This is a genomic window from Deinococcus sp. (assembly GCF_025362455.1).
Lineage (GTDB): Bacteria > Deinococcota > Deinococci > Deinococcales > Deinococcaceae > Deinococcus.
In genome coordinates this window covers 1-18,424 of sequence record NZ_JANYGJ010000121.1, presented here as the reverse complement: position 1 = coordinate 18,424, position 18,424 = coordinate 1, and the positions used below count along the sequence as shown (strand labels likewise).

Annotated in this window: 15 protein-coding genes and 4 tRNA genes; 5 read left to right on the top strand and 14 right to left on the bottom strand. The window is 67.3% G+C overall.

Going from position 1 to position 18,424, the window contains the following annotated elements:
* The 3 genes from Q0R23_RS09605 to Q0R23_RS09595 all read right to left on the bottom strand — a co-directional run.
* Positions 1 to 2,276, bottom strand: a 2,276-nt coding sequence (locus tag Q0R23_RS09605; RefSeq protein ID WP_293912489.1) for a 3-hydroxyacyl-CoA dehydrogenase/enoyl-CoA hydratase family protein, incomplete at its 3' end; no start/stop codon positions are given.
* Between the two features lie 366 nt (positions 2,277 to 2,642).
* Positions 2,643 to 3,101 carry a DUF3291 domain-containing protein gene (locus Q0R23_RS09600; protein ID WP_293912485.1) on the bottom strand — a complete coding sequence of 153 codons (459 nt, stop codon included), beginning with the start codon at positions 3,099 to 3,101 and terminating at the stop codon, positions 2,643 to 2,645.
* A 42-nt stretch (positions 3,102 to 3,143) separates the two neighbouring features.
* Positions 3,144 to 4,208, bottom strand: coding sequence for a M20/M25/M40 family metallo-hydrolase (locus Q0R23_RS09595; RefSeq protein WP_293912483.1), 1,065 nt, complete (start codon positions 4,206 to 4,208; stop codon positions 3,144 to 3,146).
* A 52-nt stretch (positions 4,209 to 4,260) separates the two neighbouring features.
* On the opposite strand from Q0R23_RS09595, the gene apaG reads away from it, so the two are divergent.
* The gene (gene apaG, locus Q0R23_RS09590) at positions 4,261 to 4,665 is read left to right on the top strand and encodes a Co2+/Mg2+ efflux protein ApaG (protein ID WP_293912480.1); all 405 of its coding nucleotides are present in this window, start codon (positions 4,261 to 4,263) and stop codon (positions 4,663 to 4,665) included.
* A gap of 184 nt (positions 4,666 to 4,849) precedes the next feature.
* On the opposite strand, the gene Q0R23_RS09585 is transcribed toward apaG, so the two are convergent.
* The 4 genes from Q0R23_RS09585 to Q0R23_RS09570 all read right to left on the bottom strand — a co-directional run bounded on the left by Q0R23_RS09585 (position 4,850) and on the right by Q0R23_RS09570 (position 9,689).
* A complete protein-coding gene (locus tag Q0R23_RS09585; protein ID WP_293912478.1) occupies positions 4,850 to 5,383 on the bottom strand; it encodes a hypothetical protein in 534 nt (177 codons plus the stop codon).
* A gap of 83 nt (positions 5,384 to 5,466) precedes the next feature.
* Positions 5,467 to 7,221, bottom strand: coding sequence for a sensor histidine kinase (locus Q0R23_RS09580; RefSeq protein ID WP_366520413.1), 1,755 nt, complete (start codon positions 7,219 to 7,221; stop codon positions 5,467 to 5,469).
* A gap of 111 nt (positions 7,222 to 7,332) precedes the next feature.
* On the bottom strand, positions 7,333 to 8,157 hold the full coding sequence (locus tag Q0R23_RS09575) for an RNA methyltransferase (RefSeq protein ID WP_293912476.1): 825 nt from the start codon (positions 8,155 to 8,157) through the stop codon (positions 7,333 to 7,335).
* Between the two features lie 164 nt (positions 8,158 to 8,321).
* Positions 8,322 to 9,689 (bottom strand): glycogen/starch synthase, encoded by a 1,368-nt coding sequence (locus Q0R23_RS09570; protein ID WP_293912474.1) that lies wholly within the window; start codon positions 9,687 to 9,689, stop codon positions 8,322 to 8,324.
* 128 nt (positions 9,690 to 9,817) lie between these two features.
* On the opposite strand from Q0R23_RS09570, the gene Q0R23_RS09565 reads away from it, so the two are divergent.
* A tRNA-Cys gene (locus Q0R23_RS09565) sits at positions 9,818 to 9,891 on the top strand.
* Between the two features lie 33 nt (positions 9,892 to 9,924).
* A tRNA-Val gene (locus Q0R23_RS09560) sits at positions 9,925 to 9,999 on the top strand.
* 31 nt (positions 10,000 to 10,030) lie between these two features.
* Here the strand turns inward: Q0R23_RS09560 and Q0R23_RS09555 are convergent.
* From Q0R23_RS09555 to Q0R23_RS09545, 3 genes are all read right to left on the bottom strand, one after another.
* Positions 10,031 to 10,486 (bottom strand): RuvX/YqgF family protein, encoded by a 456-nt coding sequence (locus Q0R23_RS09555; RefSeq protein ID WP_293912472.1) that lies wholly within the window; start codon positions 10,484 to 10,486, stop codon positions 10,031 to 10,033.
* Between the two features lie 221 nt (positions 10,487 to 10,707).
* Positions 10,708 to 11,934, bottom strand: a complete 1,227-nt coding sequence (locus Q0R23_RS09550) for a cyanophycin synthetase (RefSeq protein ID WP_293912470.1) — start codon at positions 11,932 to 11,934, stop codon at positions 10,708 to 10,710.
* Between the two features lie 53 nt (positions 11,935 to 11,987).
* Entirely contained in the window at positions 11,988 to 12,524 is a 537-nt protein-coding gene (locus Q0R23_RS09545) for a diguanylate cyclase (protein WP_293912466.1), read from the bottom strand.
* A 297-nt stretch (positions 12,525 to 12,821) separates the two neighbouring features.
* On the opposite strand from Q0R23_RS09545, the gene purE reads away from it, so the two are divergent.
* A complete protein-coding gene (gene purE / locus Q0R23_RS09540) occupies positions 12,822 to 13,361 on the top strand; it encodes a 5-(carboxyamino)imidazole ribonucleotide mutase (protein ID WP_293912464.1) in 540 nt (179 codons plus the stop codon).
* Positions 13,358 to 14,524 (top strand): 5-(carboxyamino)imidazole ribonucleotide synthase, encoded by a 1,167-nt coding sequence (gene purK / locus Q0R23_RS09535; protein ID WP_293912462.1) that lies wholly within the window; start codon positions 13,358 to 13,360, stop codon positions 14,522 to 14,524. The genes purE and purK overlap by 4 nt, the downstream gene beginning before the upstream one ends.
* On the opposite strand, the gene Q0R23_RS09530 is transcribed toward purK, so the two are convergent.
* From Q0R23_RS09530 to Q0R23_RS09515, 4 genes are all read right to left on the bottom strand, one after another.
* Positions 14,514 to 16,160 (bottom strand): beta-N-acetylhexosaminidase, encoded by a 1,647-nt coding sequence (locus tag Q0R23_RS09530; protein ID WP_293912460.1) that lies wholly within the window; start codon positions 16,158 to 16,160, stop codon positions 14,514 to 14,516. The genes purK and Q0R23_RS09530 overlap by 11 nt on opposite strands.
* Positions 16,161 to 16,292: 132 nt before the next feature.
* Entirely contained in the window at positions 16,293 to 17,801 is a 1,509-nt protein-coding gene (gene tig / locus Q0R23_RS09525; RefSeq protein ID WP_293912458.1) for a trigger factor, read from the bottom strand.
* A 113-nt stretch (positions 17,802 to 17,914) separates the two neighbouring features.
* A tRNA-Leu gene (locus tag Q0R23_RS09520) sits at positions 17,915 to 17,999 on the bottom strand.
* A gap of 109 nt (positions 18,000 to 18,108) precedes the next feature.
* Positions 18,109 to 18,185 (bottom strand) — tRNA-His (locus Q0R23_RS09515).
* Between the last annotated feature and the right edge of the window lie 239 nt (positions 18,186 to 18,424).

Genomic DNA, 18,424 nt, shown 5'->3' with positions numbered 1-18,424 from the left:
TGGGCGATGCGGTCCTGGGTGCGTTTCTTGCCGCAGAGCGTCAGGAAGGCTTCGCGCTCCAGGTCCAGCAGGTGCTGCTCACTCACCCGCGCCTGGCGGTTGTTGCCCGCGCCGCCCGATAAGATGTTGGCCAGTTGCAGCGACACCTCGCGGTCATACGCAGAAGCGTACCCGCCTTCCACCAGCCCGTAGAGGGCACTCTTGATGGCCCCAATCGCCGCCTCGCCCATGACTGGAATGTCCGTCCGCATGGCGGGCTGCACGTAGCCGGGAGAGAGGTCCAGCACCTTGCGCTTGGCCTCCGAGATCAGGTTGTCGCGGTTCATCACGATCTCGTCGCTGGGCCGCAGGAATCCCAGCTTGCGGGCGTCCTGGGCGCTGGTGCTGACCTTGGCCGTGCCGATCAGCTCGAAGGCCCGCTGCACGGCGGGAAGCAAGGGTTGGCCCGACGGCATGCCATCGGTGAAGCGCAGCAGCATTTCCTTGGTGCCGCCGCCACCGGGAATCAGGCCCACGCCAACTTCCACCAGGCCCATGTAGCTCTCGGAGAAAGCGGTCACGGCGTCGGCGTGCAGGGCCATCTCGGTGCCGCCGCCCAGGGTCAGGCTGAACGGGGCCACAACAACAGGATGCGGGCTGAAGCGCAGGCTGGTGGTGGCCGTCTGAAACGCCTTGATAGCCGCGTCCAGCTCGTCCCATTCCTCGTCCTGTGCTTGGCTAAGAATCAGCGGCAGATTGGCCCCGGCGCTGAAATGCTCGCCCTGGTTGCCGATGACCAGCCCGGCGTAGCCCATGTCCTGCACGGTTTTGTGCGCCGTGCCGATCATGCGGATGGCGTCCTCGCCCAGCGCGTTCATCTTGGAGTGAAATTCGAGCAGCAGCACGCCGTCGCCGAGGTCGAGCAGGCTGGCCCCGCTACTCTTCTTGATGATTTTGGTGGCGTCTTTTTTCAGGTCGGTCAGCAGCAGGTACGGCGCGGCGTAGGGCTGAATGTCACCTCTGGCATCGATAATCTGCTCGCCCTGGTAGAAGCTGGCCTGGCCCGTCTCCTTCATCTTCGCCAGCAGCGGCGGCAGGGTCCGGCCCTCGGCTTCGAGGTTGGTAATCACCGTCTGCACGCCCAGCGCGTCCATCGCCTCGAATGGCCCCTGCTCCCAGCCGAAGCCCCATTTGAGGGCATTGTCGATGTCCTGCAACCGGCTGCTGACGGTTCCGGCCATCCTGGCGGCGTACCAGAAGCCGTCGTTCAGCACGCCGCGCATGAAGTCGCCCTCCGGTCCCTGGGCCTCGTAGAGCGCCCCCACGCGGGCCGAGAGCGGCTGATTCTTCACGGCGTCCAGCACCGCAATCTTGACGGGCGGGGCGTCCTCGTATTCCAGCGTGTCCAGATTGAGGGTCAGAATCTTGGTCTTGCCGCGCTCGTCTTTGGTCTTCTTGTAGAAGCCGCTGCCGGTCTTGTCGCCCAGCCATTTTTTATCTTCGACCAATGTGTGAAACGTCGGCGTCAGGGTGAAGTCCTCGTCGGGGCCAGTCACCGCGCCGATGTCATTTGCGACGTGGTAGATGATGTCCAGCCCGGAGAGGTCCGCCGTGCGAAACGTTGCCGACTTGGGCCGCCCGATGGCGGGGCCGGTCAGCGCGTCCACGACGGCGGGCGTGAGGCCGGTCTCCTCCATGCGTTTCATGGCGCGGACCATGCCGTAGACGCCGATGCGGTTGCCTACGAAGCCGGGCACGTCGTTGGCGACGACCACGCCCTTGCCCAGCGTCCGGTTAGCAAACTCGGAAAAGGTGTTCAGCACGGCGGGGCTGGTTTGGCTGGTCGGAATGACTTCCAGCAGGTGCAGGTAGCGCGGCGGATTGAAGAAGTGGGCGCCCACGAAGCGGCTCTGGAAATCCTCGGAGCGGCCCTCGATTTGCAAATGCATCGGAATGCCGCTGGAGTTGCTGGAGATGATGGCCGTCTTTTTGGCGACGCCCTCGACCCGCGCCCACAAGTCGCGCTTGGCGTCCAGCTTCTCGATGATCGCCTCGATGATCCAGTCGGCGTCCCCCAGTTTGGCCAGGTCGTCTTCGAGGTTGCCGGGCGTAATCAACTTGGCGTTTTCCGGCGCCATGAAGGCGGCGGGGCTGGATTTCAGCGCCCGCTCGATACCAGCTTTGGCGAGGAGGTTCCGGTCCGGCTTGTCCGCGCTGGGTTGGTCCGGCAGCACGATGTCGAGCAGCAGCACCGGAATGCCCGCGTTGGTGAGCTGCGCCGCGATGGCCGCGCCCATCACCCCGGCGCCGATGACAGCCGCCTTCTGAATGGGGGAGGGGTGGGCCGAAGCTGCGCTGGACGGTGTGCTCTGGGCTTGAACTGCGGTCACGACGTACCTCCTGGGGAACGAAAACAGACGGGCGGGCAATTTTTATACTTGGTCTAAAGTTTAGGCTGTGTGCCTTCGTTTGTCCACCGGGGAGGCACAGTCGGGCCAGGTAAGGCTGTCAAGTTCGAGTCTACCAGCCGCTGTGATAGGCACCATCAGCCGGGTGTGAACGGCCCTTGCGAGAGCGGACAGTTCAGCATCGGCTGCATAAATTTGACTTGCGGAGAATACCGAGCTATATTCTTGGAATCACCGCCGAAGAGGGTGGTTTTTTTATTGCCCCGAAATCTCCGGTGCCCCGAACACCTGCCCGAAGGTGAACACCTTCGCGCACGGCCCCCGCGCCTCCAGCAGTTCCAGTCTGGCCCGCGCCTGGGCCGGGGTCGGGAATTCGCCCGCTGGCACCCACCACAGCGCCACCGCGAAGTCCAGCCGCGTGAACCATTCGCGGCGGCGTTTCAGGAAGTCGGTGTGGCGGGTCCGGTAGGTGAACTCGCGCAGGGCCTCCACGCTTTGCCAGACGCTCAGGTTTACGATGATGGCGGGGTCGTCCGAATAGGGAATCTGCGTGGCGTCCCCGGCCTCGTCTTTCAGTCTCCAGACGAAACCGGGCGAGCTTTCGGCCAGCGCGTTGATCGGCTCCAGCCCGGCCACGAAGTCGGCCAGCAGAGGGCTGCCGAGTGGCGCACGCAGGCGGGCGATGTTGACCTGGGCCAGATGAACGGCGGGCATACCGTCATGGTGCTGCCCGCCGTTCAGTGATCCGCCGCTCGCTCAGTGCCGCGAAAAGTCCAGCTCGCCTTCGGGCAAGCCCAGAATCCAGGCCGCGATGATGTCGATACACGCCTGTACGTCGCTGAGCTGCACCATCTCGGAGGGGCTGTGCATGTAGCGGTTGGGGACGCTGACGACTCCGGTGGGTACACCTGCCCGGCTCAGCGCCAGCGCGTCACCGTCGGTGCCGGAGTAGCGCGGGGTGGCCGAGACCGTGAACGGCACGTTCGCCGCCCTGCCCGCCGCCTGAAGCCCGCCCGTGACCTTGGGGTTGAACAAAGCGCCCACGCTGAGGCTGGCGCCCGACCCGAACGGCGAGACGCCGTATTTCTTCTCGCTGACGCCCGGCTGCAACGTTTCGTGGGTCACGTCCACGGCGATGCCCGCCAGCGGGTCTGTCCCGTAGCCGCTGACCTGGGCGCCCAGCAGCCCGATCTCCTCCTGGGCCGTGCCGATGGCGATGATGCGCCGCCCGCTGCCCTGCACCCGCTTGAGGGCTTCGAGCACGATGAAGGCGCCCACCCGGTTGTCCAGCGCCCGGCTCACCAGCTTGTCGCCCAGCAGCACCGGCATCTGCTCGATGACGCCCACCGTGCCCACCGGCACCTGCTCCTTCGCGGCCTGAGCGCTCAGGCCGGTGTCGATCCACAGCTCTTCCAGTTTGCTGGCCTTGGTGCGCTCCTCGGCCTCCATAACGTGAATGGCCTTCTTGCCAATCACGCCCAGCACGTCGCCGCCCGGCCCCAGCAGCCGGATGCGCTGGCCGACCAGCACCTGCGGGTCCCAGCCGCCGATGTTCAGCACCGCCAGGAATCCGTTCTCGTCGATGTGCGAGACCATCAGCCCGATCTCGTCGAGGTGGCCCATCAGGACAATCGGCGCTGCCTCTGCGGGGCCGACCTCGGCGTAGACGTTGCCGTAGTGGTCGCTGCGGGTGCGCGCGAAGGTGCTCGCCTCCTCCAGCCAGACGCGGGCCGGGCGGGCTTCATAGCCGCTGGGACCGGCCTCGCGCAGCAAGTTGAGCAGGAAGTCGGTGTTGAGATTGTCCGGAAGTACGGTGGTCATGAGTGCCAGAATAAGCCCAACAGGCGGCGGCTTTTGCTTTATCCTTCTCCCCATGTCCGAAACTGCCGCCCCTGGGGCTGAGCTGAGCTGGCCCGACGTGCGCGTAGACGTCAGCGTGACGCACCTGAGCGCCTATTCACGGCCAGGGCGGCAGGTGTTCACCTACGTCATCCGCATCGAGAACCACGCCCCTGATTCCTGGCAGGTCATCGCCCGCGCCTGGCAGATCACCGACGGCACCCTCACCCAGACTGAGGTGCAGGGCGAGGGCGTGGTGGGCCAGCAACCGATCATCGCGCCGGGCGGCGTGTACGTCTATGACAGCTTCGTGACCCTGGAGGCCCTGCCCGGCCAGATGTCGGGCCACTACGAATTGCGCGACGCCTGGGGCCGCGCCGGACGGGTCAAGATTCCCGCCTTCCTGCTGAACGTGCCGGAGGAGCGGACGCTGAACTGAGGGGTGTGGGGAGCAGGAACAGAGAAGTGCCCGATTTATCATCCTGAGCGACGCGAAAGATGTCTTCGTTCAACGACGAGACCCGCTATTTCCTTCAGGGTGACGACGTTTTTGCCGTCAACGCTTCAGGGAAACACACACAGATCTCGGTCTTCCCCACGACCCACAACCCACAATCCACACCCTAATTTAAATCCTGCATGATCTGGTCGAACTCGTTGCTCTCATCCTCGAAGTCGGCCAGCCAGCCGAGGAAGTTGGCGTGGGTAAAGCCGCCGGTAAAGCGGTAGCGGCTCAGCAGATTGATGTTCTTATCGGTGTCGATGTACGCCTGAACGTAGTATTCCTGATTCCAACTGTTGATGGTCTTCAGGTCCGGCAGGCTCTTCATCTTGGCGGCGTCGTACCAGACGTTGGCCTCCACGGCGTCGCAACTGCTGGCGTTACAGCCGATGAAATCGAGGTTGATGACCACGTTGTCGGCCTTCTTTTCCAGCAGGATGGACGGCTGCTCGCCGCTGGTGTCCAGCGTGGCCTGGTAGCCCGCCACCTTCAGGTCGCTCAGCAGCGCCTCCGGTGTGGTCCGCAGCACCAGCGCACTGGACGCCGAGGAGCGCTCAGGCGGTGCTGACTGGGTTTGGACTGGCTCGGTCTGGGCGGCGGCGACACTGAGGGCGGTGATCAGGCAAACAGGAATCAGGGCGGCGGAAAGTCGCATGACTTAAAGGTAGCGCGTCCGGTGGAGGCTACTCAAGACGGCCCCCCATCACGCCTGTGGCAACTGGACCCTGAGCCTGGACCCTACGCCTGTGGCAGCCGGGCCTCGACCCGCGTGCCGCGCTCCGGGGCGCTCTCGACCCGGTAGGCGCCGCCGCGCGACTCGACCCGCTCGCGCATCTGCACCAGGCCCAGACCGCCCGCGCTGCTGACCCGCCCGGTGGCGAGCGTGAGGTCAAAGCCCTCGCCGTCGTCTTCCACGGTCAGTTTGACGCTGCTGCCGCCCGTCAGCGTCACTGTCACGTTCAGGGCGCGGGCGTGCTTGGCCACGTTGTTCAGACTTTCTTGCAAGATCCGGAAGACCACCGCCTCGTCGCCGGGCGCCAGGTGGATGTCGCCGCTGATGTCGAGCTGCGTTTTGACGCCGTGCTGCTCGCCGAAATCCAGCAGGTAGCGCTTGAGGGTCTCCAGCAGGCCGTAGCGTTCCAGGTCGATGGGCCGCAGCGCGAAGATGCTGCGCCGGACCTCGCGGATCTGCTCGCGCAGCAGGCTGCTGGCTTCCTGCACGCCGGTCACCGCCGCGTCGGGGGTTTTGGAAATCTGGCGGGCCACCACGTCGAGCTTGATGGCGCAAAAGGCGAGCGACTGCGCCACGCCGTCGTGGATTTCGCGGGCGATGCGGTTGCGCTCCTCACCGATGGCCAGCTCTTCGGAGTACAGGTAGGCGCGGGCGTTGCGCACCGCCAGCGTCGCCTGTGAGGCCAGCAGTGCCAGCAGCGGCGTGCGCTCCTTTTCGAAGGCGCCCTCGTGGCCGCCCAGCACGAGCACACCCACCAGGCCGTCCTCGCTGCGCATGGGCAGACCCAGGGCGCTGGCGGCGCCGGGAAAGACCTCGGCGGCCTCCTCGGCGCTGGCCAGGCCGGGCTGCCCGCCCTCGGCGACGCGGCGCACGAAGGCTGGCAACACGCCGCCGCTGCGGACCTCGCCGCCGGGGTCGCGGGCGTATTCGAGTCTCAGCAGCCCATCCTGATCGGTCAGGAAGGCGGCGCGGGCGGTGGCCTGGACCCGCCCGGCGATGGTGCCGGTGACGCGGGCGAGCAGCCGCTGCATGTTGCGCTCGGCCCGAATCGACTGATCGACTTCAAAGAGGGTAATCAGGTCGCGGGTGCGGCTCTGGGTGCTGGCGATGGCGCTGCCCAGCTCCGAGCCGATGGCGGCGATCAGCTCGCGGGTGTCACTGCTGGGCGGCGTCTCGAAGCCCAGGTTGAGGTCGCCCAGCACCCCGCCCTGGCCCAGCGCCACGTTGACCTGGTAGCGCCCGGATTGAACGCCGACCTGGCGGCTCAGGGCGCTGCTCGGCCCCCCGGCCAGCACGTCGCCGCGTAGCTGGGCCTGCACGATCACCGCCCCGGTGGCGGCCTGGGTGCCCTGCACCGCCACGTTCAGCAACGTTTCCAGATCGGCAGGCTCGGACACCGCCCGCATCAGGTGTTGCAGCGCGCCCATGCGCTGATGTGAGGCGCTGAGCTGCGCGTACAGGTCGCGCAGCTCGGCCTCGGCCTGCTCACGCGCCTGCACGCCCTCGGCAATCGACTGGATGGTAAAGAACGTCACCAGCGGCCCGACCACGCCGTAAAACGCCAGATGCACCAGCCGCCCGGCAGAGGCGTCGAACAGCGAGACGAAGCCCACCTCGTAGGCCACCACCACCAGCACGATCAGCAGCGGCAGCACGTTGCGCGTCAGCAGCACCATCCGTGAAAGTGCCATGCCGGGGCGCAGGGCGGGGGCCGGGCTGGGCGTCGGCGCGTCGGATGTGAGTGCAGATGGAACGGTCATCTGCCCAGTTTAGGCGCCGGGGGAGTTTGGATTGGTTGCGGAGCGTTCAGTTGGGGCGCCCGGCTTGTGGCTTGTGGCGCGTGGCCTGTGGGGAAAGACCGAGGGCCGTTCCTACTCCCCGCTTCCCACTTCCCCTTTGTCTGTGCCTGTCTGGGTCTCTGTGTTTACCTGGGTCTCTGTGCCTGTCTGGGCCACCTTCCACTGGACCTGGCGCAGCAGGCCGCGCACCAGGCGCACCTCGGATGGGCTGAAGGTCGCCTTGTCGAGCGCCACGCGCCACAGTCGCAGGGTATGGCGGGCACGCACGGCGTCGGTGTAGCCGGTCAGCAGCATCACGTCGCGCAGGTGGGCGTAGAGCCCTTCCATCTCGCTGCTGATGGCCGCCTGGCGCTCAGGCGGCGCGGCTTCAGGCTGGCCCTGAGACGCAGCCAAGTTCGCTGAAGTTGCCTCCGAGCCTGCTCCCTGGGAAGCTGCCGACTGCAAGAACTCGTAGCAGCTCAGCAGCACGGCCTGAGCCAGATTCAGGCTGGCGTACTCGGCGGTGGGAATCTGCATGGTCAGGCGGCACAGCTCCAGGTCGGCGTTGCTCAGGCCCGATTCCTCCGGCCCGAAGACCAGCGCGGGGGCGGCGCTGTCGCGGACCAGGGGGCGCAGCCCCGCCGGGTGCTGAGGCGCCGAGAGCACCGCCCGCAGTCTGGCGCTGGTGCCCACCACCAGGTCGCGGTCGGCAATCGCCTCGGCCAGCGTGGCGTAGACCCTGGCTTCTTCGAGCAACTTCGCGGCGTGAACGGCCATCGCCCGGCTGCCCGAATCGCGGTAATCGCAGCGCGGGGCCACGATCCGCAGGTCATCGGCGCCCATGTTGAGCATGGCCCGCGCCGCCGCGCCCACATTGCCCGACGTTTTGGGAGACACCAGCACCACCGCGAGTTTCACGCCGCGCATGGTAGAGCATTGGGGGAGGCGGTGCGCGGTACGCAGGACGCGGTAAGAGCAGGGGCGATGGCCGGGCATAGCTTTGAGCGCCTGTGCCTCTGCGCCCACCGCACGGGCACCCGGATTCTGTTCCCGCGCACCGCCCACCGCCTCCCGCGCACCTCCTACACCACCTCCAGCCCCGCCTCACTCAGCGGCCCGTTCGCCTCGCCCCGGACCTGCTGGTAGATCTCGATATACCGCTTCGCCGGTCCCGCCCACGAGAAGTCCATGCTCAGGCCCCGGCTGGCGCGGGCATTCCACCGGTCTGGGTCGGCCAGCTCACGCTCGGCGCGGTTCAGGGCCTCCAGAAAGGCGGCGGGCGTCGGCTCGCCAAAGACAAAGCCCACGTCCTCCGGCACGGTGTCGGCCAGGCCCCCGGTGGCGCGGGCAATCGGCAGGGTGCCGTAGCGCAGGGCGATCATCTGCGACAGGCCGCACGGCTCGAAACGGCTGGGCATGGCGAAGGCGTGGGCGCCCGCGTACAGCCGGTGCGAGAGTGATTCGTTCATGCCGGTGACGTGCCGCACCCGCGCCGAGCGCTGCGCCCAGGCCGAGAAGGCGGCTTCGAGCTGGGCGTCGCCGCTGCCGAGCAGCACCACGTTCCACTTCTCCACGATTCTAGGCAGGGCGGCCAGCAGAATATCCAGCCCTTTTTGCACCGCCAGCCGCGAGACGCAACTGAGAATCGGGGCGTCGTCGAGCTGAAATTCCTGGCGCACGGCACTGATGCTGGCCTGCTTGCCCGCCATGTCGCCGTAGGGCAGGACGTGCGGGTCGGTGCGCGGATTCCAGCGCTCCTGATCGAGCCCGTTGATGACGCCCGACAGTTGCCCCCTCGCCAGCCGCTCGCGCAGGAGCCCGTCGAGCCCTTCTCCGAATTCAGGTGTGGTGATCTCACGGGCGTAGGTCGGGCTCACCGTGGTGACGTGCGAGGCGAAGCGCAGCCCGGCTTTCATCAGGTTGATGTCGCCGTAGAACTCGGCGCCCAGTGGGGTATTGAGCCAGTCGGGCAGGCCGGTCCAGGGGAAGCCCTCGGCCATGTTCCATCTGCCCTGGTACTGCAAATTGTGGATGGTAAACACGCTGGGCAACTGATGCAGGCTGCCGTGCGCAGCGACCAGCCCGGCGGCCCAGTCGTGGCCGTGCAGCACGTCGAATCTCACGCCCGCCGAGGTCAGGACCGGCAGCGCCAGGCGGCCCCAGTTGGCGAAGCGCCGCACGTCGTCGGGGTGGTAGATGCCGGGGCGGCGAAAATCCGGCGTCTCCAGAAACAGGTGCCTGACGCCCTCCTGGTAGAGTTCGCCCAGCCGCAGATCACCGCCGCGCCAGATTTCGCGGGGCGTGCCGAGCAGGTCTGCGTACCAGGGCGAGAGGACGCTGACCGCCATACCCTGCCGGACCAGTTCGGGGGGCAGGGCGCCCAGGACATCGGCCAGCCCGCCGGTACGAGAATACGGATACGCCTCGGAGGCGACGTGCAGGATGTGCATGCCGACATGCTACCCCGCCCGGTGTACCTCGCCGCCAGGGCCGCTTGCCAGTTTTGACAGCCCGCAGCGCTCATGCTACTATTCACCCCGCTGGGAGAACCGGGGCTGACAGCCCTGCCCCACACGGCGGCGCTGTAGCCAAGTGGTAAGGCAGAGGTCTGCAAAACCTCCACCACCGGTTCAAATCCGGTCAGCGCCTCCAAAGCCCTTCACGGGTGAGGACACTTACCCACCCAGATCCGTAGCTCAGGGGTAGAGCACTACATTGACACTGTAGGGGTCAGCAGTTCAAATCTGCTCGGGTCTACCACACACGAAAGCCTCCGCCTGCGCGGGGGTTTTTATTTTTGGGGCGCTGTTGCCGGTGCCTGTGTTGCCGTTGCCTGTGATGCCAGTGCCTGGGCCATCGTCAGCCCCTGCACGTACAGTTCCAGAATCTGCACGGCGGCGGCCTCGTCGAGGTCCACGGCGCCCAGTTCGCGGGCGCGGCGGGTCGTGAAGCGCTCGTCTTGATACGTCACCGTGGCTCCGGCCCGCCTCAGCTCGGTGCCGAACGATCTGATCCGGTCAGCCGATGGACTCGGCGCCCCGTCGGTGCGCAGCGGCAGCCCCAGCACCAGCGCCGTGGCGCCCTCCGTGCGCTGCTTGTGCAAAATGGCCCTGAGATCGTTTTTCAGCCGCGTCCGGTCAAAGCTCCCCCGCCCGAACACCAGAGCGCCGTGATTGACCGCGTACCCCACCCGGCTTTTGCTGACATCGAGGGCGAGGAAGGTCGGCAGTGGCGGCGGCGTAGTCATGGCGGGAGTGTAGCAAGGGGGCTTGTGGGGAGTGGGGAGGCGGTGCGCGGGAACGGATCAGGGCAGGCGCTCACTTCCCTGTGCAAGCACTCGTCGTGAACGGAGCGGTCAGCACGCCTGCTCTCCCCCGAACCTGTGGCCAGTTGCGCCCCACCGGGGCGGGGGCCGGGGGTGCAGACGCATTTGCACAGTGCCAAAGCCCCACCAACGCAACATCACCGTCAACCGCCTACCAGCGCCCCCCGCAGCGCCCCCGCCAGATACAGGCTGCCGGTCAGCAGCAGCGTGCCCCCCACAGGCGTCAGCGCCAGCGCCCGTGCCAGGGCGGCGTGTGGGTCGGCTACCGCTTCCCCGCCGTAGTGCGAGGCCAGCCCCCCTGGCTCGGTCGCTCCCTGGCCCGGCGCCGTGAAGACCCGCACGGGCGTCAGCGCCAGCAGCGGCGCGAGCGTGGCCGCCGTGTCCTTGCGGGCGAAGTTGCCGAACAGCAGCACGTCTATCCCTGTGACAGCTATCCCCGAAACGGCCAGCTCCGTCACGGCGGCGACCAGCGCCTGCGCGGCATGTGGGTTGTGGGCGCCGTCGAGCAGCACCGTGCGGCCAGCCACCGTGAAGCGCTCCAGGCGGGCCGGAAAGGTGACGTTCAGGGCGGCGTCCAGCCCGGATTCGAAGTTTGGCCCGGATTCGGAGTTCGGCCCAGATTCACAGCCCAGCAGGCGCAGGGTCGCGGCGGCCAACTGGGCGTTTCGAAACTGGTGCGGCCCAAGCATGGCGGGCGGGCGCGGTAGGGCGAACAGTGCCGGGTGGCTTCGGGGCGTATGCAGCATACACAGGTGCTCGGCGGCCACCTCGGCGACGACCACCAGCGCCTCACCGGTGGCGGTGCTCAGCAGCGGCACGCCGGGCAGCGCGGCCCCGGCCTTGTCGCGGGCGATGTCGGAGAGTGTCGGTCCCAGGGTCGCCGTATGGTCGAGCGCCACGTTGGTCACCAGCACCGCCCGGACGCCAGCGAGCGCCTGCGTCGCGTCCGAGACGCCGCCCACGCCCGCTTCCATGACCGCCCACCGCACGCCTGCGCGGGCGAACGCCTGGCAGGCCAGCCCCAGGCTCAGGTCGAAAAAGGCGGCGTCCGGGGCGTGCTGCTGCGCCCAGGCGATGAATTCGGCGGTCTGGTCGGGGCTGATGGTCTGCCCGTTCACCCGGACCCGCTCCTCGAAGCGCTCCAGGTGCGGGCTGGTGAAGCTGCCGACGCTGTGCCCGGCGGCGATCAGGCCCGCTTCCAGCAGGGCGCAGGTGCTGCCCTTGCCGTTGGTGCCGGTGACCCGGATGCTCTGAAACTGGCTGTCTGGTGATCCGAGTGCGTCCAGCAGTCGCCGGGCGCGGGCCGGTCCACGTGTCCGGCCCTGGCGGGTGCGCGAGTACAGCCAGGCGTAAGGGTCGGGAGGAGTCATATCCGGCGCCTGGCCTTGAGCACGCCGCGCAGGTTAGCAGAAGCGGAGCGCCTTCAGGTCTGGTCGCCGCAGACCTGGTTGCGCTCCGCAGCCTTGGCCCGGTAGAGATTGCGGTCGGCCCGCTCGGTCAGGCGCTCAGGCACCTCGTCGCCGGTCTGGTGGCAGAAACGGTCGTTGACGGCCTTGAAGTTGATGGCCTTGAAATGGTCGAGGTCAAGCCGCATCACCGGGAGCGGCGTATGGGGCCGAACTCCCACCAGCGCAGCGTCGAGCGCCCCGTACAGCGCCCGGCGGTTGGCCAGGACAGTCAGGGGGTCCACGCTGATACAGGTCGTCCGAGCGGCGGCGGTAGTCGCCAAGCCTGGGGGCGCCAAGCCTGGGGGCAGCCCGAACAGACTCAGCGGCAGCCAGGCGGCGGTCTGCACCGGGTAAGCCAGGTAGGCGACCAGTGACACGCTGAGGACGCTGAGCTGAAAAGACGCCACCTCGCCGCTGATGTTGCTCACCAGTTGCAGGGTCGGTAGCAGCGCCAGCACCCAGAACAGCGCCCGTTCGGTAGACTGAAAATCAGGTTTCCGCGTCTTGGGCAAAGCGGACTGTCGTCGTGAACGGACTGTCCTCGTGAACGGACGCCCATGAGGACGCCACTCGTCCCCATGAGGATGCCACTCCTCTCCTGCGGAGCTTTGCAAGTCCGCCTGGGCACGCCTGCCCGCTCCGCTCGGTCAAGCTCAAGCTTGACAAGGAGATGCCCGGACCCTGGGTCAGATGGTTCTGACGACTGACATTCGGCGCCGGGCCGCGTTCATAGTCCGGGGGTGACGAAAACGGATGCGCCGTCCAGATCAGCCGCGCTCACTGAACGGTGTGCCCGCTAGACTGCGCCCATGACCGACCCGGCTTCCTCAACCCCTGGCCCTCAACCGCTCATCGGCGTGGTGATGGGCAGCCGCAGCGATTTTGAGACCATGAGCGGCGCCCTGGAGGTGCTCTCTCAGCTCGGTGTCGCCCACGAGGTGCGGGTGCTCTCGGCCCACCGCACGCCGCACCTACTCGCCAGCTATGCGGCCCGCGCCGAGCGGCTGAATCTGCGCTGCCTCATCGCCGGGGCGGGCGGCGCGGCCCACCTGCCGGGGATGCTGGCGGCGTTTACCCGCGTGCCGGTGCTGGGCGTGCCGGTGCACAGCCGCTCCCTGGGCGGTCAGGATTCGCTGCTGAGCATGGTGCAGATGCCCGCCGGGGTGCCGGTGGCGACCTTTGCCATCGGGGTCGCTGGAGCCAAAAACGCTGCCCTGTTCGCCGCTGCCCTGCTGGCGAGCACCGACGAGGCGGCGTGCGCTCGCCTGAACGCCTACCGCGCCGCCCAAACCCAGGCCGTGCTGGACGATCCCTACTTTGACGGCCACCCTCAGGCCCTCGCCGAATGAGCACCCCTTCGCCCTTCCCACAAGCTGCAAGCCACAAGCCACAGGCCTCTCTGGGCATTCTCGGCGGCGGTCAACTGGCCCAGATGCTGGCGTTGGCCGCCCTGCCGCTGGGCGTGCGGGTGCTGGTCCTGGAACCCGACCCGCACGCCCCCGCCCGTGAGTGCGCCGAGGTGATTCAGGCGCCCTACACCGATCCGGCGGGCCTGGAACGCCTCTGCGGCTGCGACGCCGTGACCCTGGAGTTCGAGAACGTGCCGACCCTGGCCCTGGCGGCGCTGGAAGGCCGGGTGCCGGTGCGTCCAGGCGGAGAGTTGCTGGAGCGCAGCAAGCACCGCGCCCGCGAGAAGCTGGCCCTGCACGGTGCGGGCGCGGCCACGGCGCCGTTCGTGGTCATCGAGGCGGCGGCTGATCTGGACGGTGCCCTGGAGCGCGTCGGTGGGCGCGGCGTGCTCAAGACCTGCGAACTCGGCTACGACGGCAAGGGTCAGGTCCGAATCGGCAGTCAGGCCGAGCTGGAAGGTGGCTGGGCGGCGCTGGGGCACGTGCCCTGCGTGCTGGAAGGCTGGGTGAGTTTCGGGCGCGAGGTCAGCCTGGCGGTGGCCCGCAACGCGGGCGGCGAACTGGCCTTCGGTGGCCTGATAGAAAACGTCCACCAGCACGGCGTTCTGAGAACCAGCCTCTACCTGCCCGGCGACCCTGCCGAGGCCCGTGCCCGTGACCTGGCCCGCCGCGTGGCCCAGGACTGGCAACTCGAAGGGCTGATGACGCTGGAGTTCTTCGAGCTGCCGGGCGGTGGAGGACCGGGCGGTGAATTATTGGTCAACGAGGTGGCGCCCCGCGTCCACAACAGCGGTCACCTGACCCAGGACGGCGGCGGGCTCAGCCAGTTCGAGGCTCAGGTCCGCGCCGCCCTGAACTGGCCACTGCAAGACTTCGCGCCGCTGCTGCCGTGTGCGATGGTCAACATCCTGGGCTGGCGGCAAGGCCAGGAACCCGACTGGCCGGGCATCTACCGGCTGAGCGGCGCCCGGCTGCACCTCTACGGCAAGGCCCATCAACCGGGCCGCAAACTCGGCCACGTCAACCTGGTGGCGCCCGACGAGGGCACGCTGCGCCGCCGCCTGAGTGAACTCGAAGCGCTGATTCCGGCTTTTATTCCGTAGCCGGATTTATCGCAGCCTGATTTATCGCAGCCGGGTCTGGTGCAGCCGGGTCATCGCCGGGTCGGGGCTGCCGGACGCTGAAGCCGCGCCGGGTCAGGTCGCCCAGGTGGGGGCTCAGGCGCTGCTCGAAATCGGCGAAGTGGCGTTTTGCCTGGGGGCTCCAGGCCAGCTCGGCCACCGCCAGCAGGCGGGGAAAGAGCATGTATTCTTGCCGTTGCGGCGTGGGCAGGTATTCGGTCCACAGGTTGGCCTGCACGCCGAGTACCAGGCGCTGCTGATCGGGGTTCAGATCGGGCGGCAGCGGGTCGTGGTCGTAGGCGCCGCGCAGGCTCAGGCAACCGCCCTGTGCCAGCGGCTCGCCCTCCCGGCTGGCTGACTGGTAGTAGTCGAGGTAGAAGTGCCGGTGCGCGCAGATCACCACCGGATGCCCGGCCAGCACGGCGGGGCGAGCCTGCTCCTCACGCAGCCAGATCAGCCCGACGGCCTGGCGGCTCAGGTCATCGCTGCTCGGATGGTCGCCGCCGCTCGGATGGTCGTCGCCGCTTGAATGGTCGTCGCTGCTTGAATGGTCGCCGCCCAGATCGCCGTCCAGAATCTCCTCCCAGCCGATGGGCACGCGGCCCCGCTCCAGCAGGTAGCGGCACAGCTCGCGGGTCACGTAGCGCTGGAGGGTGTGCGGGCCGCTGAGGCCCAGCGTCGTCGCCAGCGCCCGCATCTCGGCGCTGGCCTCCCATTCGGTGGTCGGGCACTCGTCGCCGCCGATGCAGATGTAGCGGCCCGGAAACAGCCGCATCACCTCGCCGAGCACCGCCCTCAGAAAGTCCATGGTCTGTGCCCTGGGGTGAAAGACCCGCTCGCTGATGCCCCACACCTCACCGACCTCAGCCCGCTCGCCCGAACCGAATTCGGGATAGGCCACCAGCGCCGCCTGGGCGTGGCCCGGCAGATCGATTTCGGGCACCACCGTGATGTGCCGCGCCGCCGCGTAAGCCAGCACCTGAGCGATGTCCGCCTCGCTGTAAAAGCCGCCGTGTGGACGTTCGTCAAAGGTGTGAGGCGTGCCTTGCAGGTGGCCGACCAGCGTCCGGGCACGCCGCGAGCCGACGCGTATCAGGTCGGGGTAGGCGGGCACCAGCAGCCGCCAGCCCTGGTCGTCGGTCAGGTGCCAGTGAAAGACGTTGAGCTTGAGCCGGGCGAGTTCGTCCAGTACGCGCAGCAGGTCGGGCACCGGAATAAAATGCCGGGCGGCGTCGAGCATCAGGCCGCGCCAGCCGAAACGGGGCGTGTCGGTGATCTGAAGGCAGGCCACGCTGGGCTGGCCGCGCAGAAGCTGCCAGAGCGTCACCACGCCGTAAAACAGTCCGGCGGGCGCGGCGGCGCACAGCACGATGCCCGCCGGGCCAACCCGCAACTCGTAGCCTTCGGTGCCCAGTTCGGCCCGCTGTGCGTCTTGCCGCAGGCTCAGGTCCGGCTCAGACTGGCAGGGCGCGAAGCTCAACTCCGGCAGCAGGCGTTGCAGGTGCGCCAGCGCCGGGCCAGCTTCACCGATCAGCTCAGTCTGGAAGACTTCAGGCACGCCGAACTGGCCGGGCGCCGCCTGAACGTCTGCGGGCAGGGGCAAAATAGAAGGCGACATACCCGACTGTAGCGTCTGGGCGGAAGCGGGCAGCCGGAACGGGAGTAGGGGAGAGCTAGCGTCGGCCCTCCCCTGTCCCTGTTTTAGTAAATGACGGAATAAATGACGGTGATCCGAGCCGGTACTTTGCGCTCAGCCCTGCTCGTCGCCGTCTGCGCTCGCCCCGGTTGCGCTCGCCCCGGTCACTGGAGTCGCTTCCTCGCCGGAAGCCTCCTCAGCCGCCGCCTTGGCTTTGCTGGCGCGGGGCTTTTTCGGCTTGGACGCGGCTTGTGTCTCGGTGGCTGCGGCTTCGGTGGCTGCGGCTTCGGTGGTGATGGTTTCAGTGGTGACGGCTTCAGTGGTGTCTGGCTGGGCCGCGTCCGTCAGAACCGCGTCCGGCTGGGCAGCGGGCTGGGCGGGCTCGCCGGAGGGGTTGAGCTGGCTCAGGGCCTGGGTCAGCGCCTTCTCGCGCACGATGCTGGCGTAGTAGCTGTTGAGCCCGTCCGGCCCAAGCTGGGTGCGGAGCTGCTGGGCGGTCAGGTTGTTGGCCTGGGCCAGCGCGAGCATGGTCGAGTTGAATTCCTGGTCGCCGACCGTGACCTTGAGGTCCTCGGCGAGCTGCTCTAAGGCCAGGTCGCGGCGCACCCGGCTCAGGGCGTTTTTGTCCAGGTCGGCCATGAACTCGCCCAGTTTGCCCTGCTCCTCCATGAAGCTCTCGTACTCGCCCCACTTGACGCCCTGGCGCGACAGGTCGCTCTGAATCTCTTCCATCATGGCCTCACGGCGGCGGCCCAGCAGCGCTTTGGGAACGTCGGCGTCCATCACGCCGACCAGGCCCTCGATGAATTCCTCGCGGCGGGCGCTGTCGCCTTCCTGCTGGGCGCGGCGGGTCAGCTCGCTTCTCAGGTCGGTGCGCAGCCGCTCCAGGCCCTCGAAGTTCAAACTTCTGGCGAACTCGTCGCCCAACTCCTGACGCTGCTTGTGGCGCACGTCGAGGATCTTGACGCTGACGGTGTGCTCCGGGTGTTCGTGGTCGCCGTGCTGGTGGGCAGGCACCGTGATACTGACTTCCTCGCCCACGCTCTTGCCGCTCAGGGCCGCCTGGACGTGGGGCTCGGCGACGTCGAGGTAGATCGGGTAGCTGCCGCCGTCCTCGCCGAGTTCCTCGATCATCACCATGTCGTTGCCCTCGGCGGGGCGCTCTACGCTCTCGAAGGTGGCGTTACGGTCTTGCAGGTCGGCCAGGGTGCGCTCAAGCACCTCTTCGGTGATCTCCGGCGCGGCGCTGCTGAGGCTCAGCGCTTTCCAGTCGCCCAGCTTGACCTGGGGATAGGTCTCGCCCTTGACGCTGAAGTCAAACGCCCTGCCGTCAGCGATGTCTTCGGGGTGAATCTCGGCATCGACCAAACTGAGCTGGAGTTCGCGGGCGGCCTGCGGGTAGTGGACCTGGAGCAGCCGGTCACGCACCTCGTTCTCGACGTAGCCCGTGCCCACGCGCTGCTCCAGAATCTTCTTGGGCGCCTTGCCGGGACGAAAACCCGGCACGCGCACGTCACGCGACAGCCCGGCCCAGACCTGCTGATACGCACGGCTCACGTCAGCAGCCGGTACGGACGCCCTGAATTCCACTTTGTTGCCTTCCCTGCTAATCAGCTCTGCCATAATCTCCCCTTCGGTACTCACGCGTGCGCCCACATTGCTAACAACCCAGCATTAGTAACAGCCTTGCCCAGCAGTCCAAAAAAACACGGCCCCGTGCAGGGCCGCCGTTTCTCTGGTGCGAGGAAAGGGACTTGAACCCTCACATCTTTCGATACCAGATCCTAAATCTGGCGCGTCTACCAGTTTCGCCATCCCCGCATTCTGCCGACCTCTGCCCTGTGCCGCTTCCCCGTTACCGGGTCGCCAGCCAGGGCCTAAGTTAGCAGCGCTGTGAAGCTGCGCGCAGCTCTGGATCCTTGCGTTGATTTGGGGTGGATTAGGGGACTTGAACCCCCGGCCTCCGCTGCCACAGAGCGGCGCTCTAACCAACTGAGCTAAACCCACCACACACTCCAGCTACACACCAGTTTGTCCTCAGGCGTTGCTGTGAGCCTAACCATGCTAGAGAATCGCCCCCCAGGTGTCAAGCGTCGGGCGCGATGGTAACCCGCGCCAGGGTTGACACATCTGCAAGTGCGCTGTATTGTTTCTGAGCCTCCTTGGGGGCGAGACGCATGACAGCGAAACGGTAAGTGACGATGAAGGCGCGTCCGACAGGACGCGGTGAGCGGGTCTTCCCCCCG